5 protein-coding genes and 2 pseudogenes are annotated in these 6,740 nt (G+C 31.2%); all 7 read left to right on the top strand.

The features are described 5' to 3' along the window. Nucleotides 1-66 precede the first annotated feature (66 nt). The gene (locus ACTHPI_RS09345) at nt 67-1,455 is read left to right on the top strand and encodes an SLAP domain-containing protein (RefSeq protein WP_445353863.1); all 1,389 of its coding nucleotides are present in this window, start codon (nt 67-69) and stop codon (nt 1,453-1,455) included. Nucleotides 1,456-1,578: 123 nt separating this feature from the next. Continuing rightward, complete coding sequence (locus ACTHPI_RS09340; RefSeq protein ID WP_445353862.1) at nt 1,579-1,821, top strand: SLAP domain-containing protein; 243 nt, start codon at nt 1,579-1,581, stop codon at nt 1,819-1,821. Between the two features lie 17 nt (nt 1,822-1,838). After that, a pseudogene (locus ACTHPI_RS09335) lies at nt 1,839-2,012 on the top strand (SLAP domain-containing protein); the annotation flags it as partial. 189 nt (nt 2,013-2,201) lie between these two features. Beyond that, nucleotides 2,202-2,756 (top strand): hypothetical protein, encoded by a 555-nt coding sequence (locus ACTHPI_RS09330; protein ID WP_445353861.1) that lies wholly within the window; start codon nt 2,202-2,204, stop codon nt 2,754-2,756. 136 nt (nt 2,757-2,892) lie between these two features. After that, a pseudogene (locus tag ACTHPI_RS09325) lies at nt 2,893-4,056 on the top strand (SLAP domain-containing protein); the annotation flags it as partial. 437 nt (nt 4,057-4,493) lie between these two features. Continuing rightward, entirely contained in the window at nt 4,494-5,525 is a 1,032-nt protein-coding gene (locus tag ACTHPI_RS09320; protein WP_445353860.1) for an SLAP domain-containing protein, read from the top strand. A gap of 140 nt (nt 5,526-5,665) precedes the next feature. Then, on the top strand, nt 5,666-6,740 hold a 1,075-nt coding region (locus tag ACTHPI_RS09315; RefSeq protein ID WP_445353859.1), incomplete at its 3' end, for an SLAP domain-containing protein.

Here is a 6,740-nt window from a genome sequence, read left to right as displayed (position 1 = left end):
TATATTGAAATATAAATATTAATATAAGATAATTAAATAAATCGTAATAGTAAGGGGATAAAATTCATGAAACTAAATAAAAGATTAACAACTATCTCAGCTGCTGCACTAATGGGAATTGCTCCATTTGCTTCTAAAACGGTCCAAGCTGCAAATGTTTCAATTACTAAAACAACTATGCACAATTCAGCTGTTTATGATAAAAATGGTAAAAGTACTGGAAAAACATATTCATCATACCAAAAGATCACTGTAGATCCAGACACAGTTGAAATTAATGGAAGTCAATATTACAAATTAACTGGCAAAAATCAATACATTAAAGCAACTAATATTGATGGTGTTAAACGTACAGTTGAACACAATGCTTATGTTTACGCAACCAGTACAAGACGTGCTAACAGCAAATTAGTTAAAAAGGGTACTACTATTGTTACTTATGGTGGAAGCTATAAGTTTAAGAATGGTAAGAGATATTACCGAGTAGGTGGACCAGCTAAGCAATATGTAAAAGTTGCCAATTTAGGTGATGTTGTAAAAGATAAGAATATTAATTCTACGACAAATACTGCTCAAGAAGAAACTACAGTGACAGTTACTTCACCAACTAAGCTTGTAGTGCCAGATAAGTATGGCAATCCTATTAGTTCTGGTAAGACACTAGCTGTAGGGACCAAGTTTACCGTCGATCGCCTAGAGTACAATATGATGTCAGAGAATACTATTCAAGATGATAATAGAGGAGTACGTCCTAGTTATTATCATATTAAAGGTACGGATAAATGGATAAATGAAGATTATGTAAAAGCTACTAAAAAAATTCCTAATCATGATATTTTTGGAGAACAATCTACATATATAACTTTCAATAAAGATACTGATGTATATAAGTTAGATGGTAGTTTACAAACCACCAATGATGTAAAGATTAGAAAACAACTTGGTACTTTTAGAGTAGACAAACTTATGTACATTTGGGTACCAAGTGAAAATAAAGCTGAATTATTCTACCATCCTGTAGCTAAGAAAATTGATAGTACTTCAAAGAAAGCAAACAGCTGGATTAATATGAACAATAGCTATGTAAAAGCCAGTGATGTTGAATTTTCAGGTGGAATTAAACTAGCTCCAAGTAACACTCCAGAAGAGGCCAAAGCTTTTTATGATTCAGGAGAAGCTACTAAGCAAGTAGAAGCTTCAGTTCCTTCACAAGAGGTAAAGCAAGTTAGAGTATCAATAGATACCGGTGCTTCTCTTTACGATGATCAAGGTAATGCCGTAGCAACTGGATTGAAAAAGGGTACACCTTTAGCTGTAGTTAAGTTAGAAACCACTTCCTTCAGTGATAAGTTTCCACAACAAAATGGTCAACCAGCAAAGTTTTACAAACTTTCAGGAAAAAATTTAGGAAAGTATAATTGGATTTTAGCTTCTGAAGTTACATTAGATAATTAACCGCTAAAATTTAATGAAATAAAAGAGCATAAACTCAGTAAGTTAATGCTCTTTTTTAACTTAAATTATATTCTCTAAAATAAGATAATTAAATAAATCGTAATAGTAAAGGAATATAAATTCATGAAACTGAATAAAAAATTAACATCTATCTCAGCTGTTGCACTAATGGGGATTGCTCCATTAGTTGTCTCAAATTATACAGTGCAAGCTGCCAACAGCAGTACTATTAATAAGACTATTATGCACAATTCAGCTGTCTACGATAAAAATGGTAAAAATACTGGAAAAACATATTCATCATACCAAAAAATTACTGTAGATCCAGACACAGTTGAAATCATGGTAGTCAATATTACAAATTAACTGGCAAAAATCAATACATTAAAGCAACTAACATTGATGGTGTTGAGCGTACAGTTGAACATAATGCTTACGTTTACGCAACCAGTACTAGACGTGCTAACGGCAAATTAGTCAAAAAAGGTACTACTATTGTTACTTATGGTGGAAGCTATAAGTTTAAGAATGGCAAGAGATATTACCGAGTAGGTGGACCAGCTAAGCAATATGTAAAAGTTGCCAATTTAGGTAATGAAGTTGCAAATACAAATAATTCTACTCAATCAGAAGCTGCATCAAATGTAAATAATTCTACCCAATCAATAGATACAAATAATGAGGAAACTACAGTAACAGTTGTTTCACCAACTAAACTTGTAATGCCAAATAAGTATGGCAATCCTATGGATTCTGGAAAGGCACTAGCTGTAGGGACTAAGTTTACTGTTGATCGCTTAGAATATAATAAGATGTCACAGAATTCATCTGAAGATGAAGATACAGGCGTAAAACCAAGTTATTATCATATCAAAGGTACCGATAAATGGATAAATGAAAATTATGTAAAAGCTACTAAAAAAATTCCTGAACATAACATTTTTAAAGAACAGTATACCTATATAAACTTTATTAAAGATACAGATGTTTATGATGCTCAGGGTAACGTTTTAGATCCTAATGGAAATGGTCAACGTATTATAAAGCAATTGGGAAATATTAAAGTGAATAAATTGCTTTATATTTGGCTACCAAAGGAAAACAAAGCTGAATTGTTTTACCATTTAGCAGGAAAGTCATTTTATGCTACAAAGGGAGAATGGTCAACAATTACTGTAAAAGATGGTTATGTAAAAGCTGAAGATGTAAAGTACTCCATGGGTATTAAATTGACTCCAAGTAACACCCCTGAAGAAGCAAAAGCAGCTTATGAAGCAAGTCAAGCTAATACTACAAAATAATTAACCAAAGTACAGATAGTTCATATCATGAATTATCTGTATTTATTTTTAGATAATTCATGATTTTGTGTATATTGAAATATAAATATTAATATAAGATAATTAAGTAAATCGTAATAGTAAGGGGATAAAATTCATGAAACTAAACAAAAAATTAACAGCTATCTCAGCTGTTGCATTAATGGGGATTGCTCCATTTGCTTCTAAGACAGTACAAGCTGCTGATAGTAGTACTATTAATAAGACTATTATGCACAATTCAGCTGTCTACGATAAAAATGGCAAAGATACTGGCAAAATGTACAAATCTTATCAAAAAGTTGTTGTAGAATCTGGTATCGTTAAAATTAACGGTGGACAATATTACAAGCTTGCTGATAAGGATCAATACATCAAGATTACAAATATTGATGGTGTTGAGCGTACTGTAGAACATAATGCTTATGTTTATGCAACCAGTACAAGACGTGCTAACCGCAGATTAGTTAAAAAAGGTACTACTATTGTTACTTATGGTGGAAGCTATAAGTTTAAGAATGGCAAGAGATATTACCGAGTAGGTGGTCCAGCTAAGCAATATGTAAAAGTTGCTAATTTAGGTGATGCAGTTACTACCTCTGCAAGTTCTAATTCATCTAACTCGACCGTGACCAATAAGAATAACACCTCATTAACCAATAACTCAAAATTGAGTCCAAGTGATGGTGAGACAACAGTTACTGTAGATGTACCACGTACTTCTTTATATATCGAAGTTTCGGGAAAGGATGCTGTCCAACCATCTGGTAAATATGCAAAGAAAGGTGAGAAGTTTATAGTTGATCGTTTAGAGCAAGGGACACGTGCAGATACAGGAAGCGACGGTGATGATGATTGGGAATTAGCAATTTATCATATTAAAGGTACTGATTATTGGATCTACAGTAATTCTGTTTCAGCTGCTAAAGAATTGCCAGTTCACAATTATTATCACTATTATAAGTCATACATTAAATTTTCAAAAGCTACAGATGTTTACAATGCAGATGGAACTGTACAAAATCATAACGGTCAAATGATACGTAAACAAAGTGGTTTGATGGGAGTAGATAAATTAGTTTATATCTGGATTCCCAGTGAACAAAAATCTGAATTATTCTATCATCTAGTTGGTACCAGTTTTTCAGCTACAACTAACTCAGCTAGTCAGGAAAGTACTATTAAAGTTGGACATAATGCATATGTAAAAGCAAATGATGTGAAATTTGTTGAAGAGAGTACAAAGTTAACTCCAAGTAACACCCCTGAAGAAGCAAAAGCTACTTATGAAGCAAGTAAAACCTCAAATGATACGGAAACAACAGTTACTGTAAAATATGGATATAATGTAAATATTTATGACAGTGAAGGAAAAGTAGTACAAAATAACTTAGCCAAAGGTACTAAATTGGTTGTAGATAAACATCAAGAAACTGTTCCTTTCGCGGATATATTTGTTCCAGCATGGAAATTAGATGGTTTTTACAGAATAAAGGGAACTGATAATTGGGTAGTTGGTGCGCTTGTTAAACCTAATAAAGAATTTCCAACAAGTAATTAATATTACTAAAAATATGCATATCATTATGTAAAGGATGGTAGCAATACAACATCACACAATAATTGCTTGGTAAAATAATAACTTCTTAGAGTAAAAAGGGATTCAATATTACTGAATCCTTTTTATGTTATAATTGATAATTTATGGAGGTAAATTTTATGAAAGTAAAGGCTTTTTCTGTAAGCATTTTATTGTCATTATGTATAGGACTTATAGGACTAGGTCTGTATAAAAGCCCAGCTTTAGCGGATACAACTACTAATAAATTAACTTTGAAAACAAAATCTTATACATATAATGCAAAGGGGCAAAGAACCAGTAATAAATTAATTAAAAAAGGATCTAAAGTTAAGTTTGTTGACAAAATTCAAAAAACTAATAAAGTAAGAAACTATTATATTTTCAAAAATCCACTTCCAAATGGTATTGATAATCCAATAAAAGAAAATTTATACTGGCTACCATATAAAAAGATAAAAGGTAAGCTTTACTATAAAATAGCTACAAACAAATATATTAGATGTATAAATGTTGAAAAAATCAATCAATATTATGTCTATGTTCCTCAATCAACAGTTATAGTAGCTGATCCTGCTAGATCTGCTCAAAAGCATATTTATGCTCAAGATGAAACAGGATACTTTACTTCACATGTTTTGAAAACAGGTAGCAAATTAGTTGTAGATGAATTTGCAGGACTTAAACATAGTCAATCAGCTGAATCTTATCATATAAAAGGTACAAACTTATACATTTATGCAGGCGATATTGTTAAGCGACCTCATGGTTTGATAAAGCAGGTTGAAATGAATAATAAGAATGCCTTTATAACACTAAACAAAAATGTTCATATTTACGATGAAAATGGCGATTTAAAAGAACCTAAAGATTGTGTTCTTCAATATAAGGGAAGCCCAGATAAGTATATATTTAAAATGGATAAACTGGAATATATTTGGCTACCACAAGAAAATACTGCAGAGTTATTTTACCATTTAACTAATGGCCAAGAAGTTTATACATATACTCCTAATTCTAATTTAGCTCAACCAGCAGAAACTAAGACAAAAGATAACTATATTAAAGCTGAAGATACTAATTTTATCCAAGGATTAAAATTAAAGCCAACTAATACTCCAGAAGAGGCAAAAGCTGCTTATGAAGCACGTCAAGCTAATACTACAAAATAATTAACAAAAATACAGATAGTTCATATCATGAATTATCTGTGTATTTATTTTTAGATAATTCATGATTTTGTGTATATTGAAATATAAATATTAATATAAGATAATTAAATAAATCATAATAGTAAGGGGGATATAAATCTATGAAACTAAACAAAAAGTTAATAGCTATCTCAGCTGTTGCACTAATGGGGATTGCTCCATTTGCTTCTAGCACCGTTCAGGCTGCTAATAAAGTGGTAACTAAAAAAACAATGCATAATTCTGCAATTTATAATAAAGATGGTAAAAATACTGGAACAGTATTTGCTTCATATCAAGATGTAGAATTTGATTCTGATCCTGTTAAGATTAATGGAGAATACTATTACAAGATCACATATCAAGATAAATACATTAAATTAACTAATATTGACGGTGTTCAAAGAAAAGTTGATTCAAATGCATATGTTTATGCAACAAGTACTAAGCGTGCTAATAAAAAAGTATTAAAAAAAGGCACAACAATTACAACTTATGGTGGAAGTTATAAATTTAAAAACGGTAAAAAATACTATCGTGTAGGTGGACCAAAGAAGCAATATGTAAAGGTTGCTAACTTGAGCAAATCAGCTAAAGAAGTTCCGACTCCTGTAAAAGAACAAGAAGCTACTGCTACAGTTAAATCAAGCGTGGCTGCAATTTATACTGGAGAAGGCAAAGACGATAAACAACTTAAAATAGTAAAGAAGAACTTAAAAGTTGGAACTAAGTTTACTGTTAATCGCTTTTCAGATACTCCGTTTTCAGGTTATTTCCCTTCAACTCCTTATCCCGGAAATGCACCAATGTATCGAATAAAAGGAACCAATAACTGGCTGCATTATGCAGATGTAAAGGTAGATAAAGAACTACCATTGTATACTTATGATTATGAACATTATTCATACATCAGATTTATTAGTAATGCAGATGTATATAATATAAATGGCACGGTACAAGATCATAATGGTCAGAAAATCAAAAAACAGCTAGGATCTTTCAAAGTAGATAAACTTACTTATATCTGGATTCCTTCTGAAAATAAGGCTGAACTATTTTATCATCCTTTAGCAAAATTAATTGATGGTACTTTTAAATATCCAAATAATGTAATTAAGATGGATAATGGATATGTAAAAGCAAGTGATGTTAAATTTATGGGTGGAATCAAATTAGCACCAAACAATACTCCAAAAG

The organism is Lactobacillus sp. PSON, from assembly GCF_052615405.1.
This window is presented reverse-complemented; position numbering and strand designations above follow the sequence as displayed.

Bases quoted from the DNA above. Each gene is read 5' to 3' on its own strand.
- ACTHPI_RS09340 (WP_445353862.1), top strand. From the start codon at position 1,579: ATGAAACTGAATAAAAAATTAACATCTATCTCAGCTGTTGCACTAATG.
- ACTHPI_RS09345 (WP_445353863.1), top strand. From the start codon at position 67: ATGAAACTAAATAAAAGATTAACAACTATCTCAGCTGCTGCACTAATG.
- ACTHPI_RS09330 (WP_445353861.1), top strand. From the start codon at position 2,202: ATGGATTCTGGAAAGGCACTAGCTGTAGGGACTAAGTTTACTGTTGAT.
- ACTHPI_RS09320 (WP_445353860.1), top strand. From the start codon at position 4,494: ATGAAAGTAAAGGCTTTTTCTGTAAGCATTTTATTGTCATTATGTATA.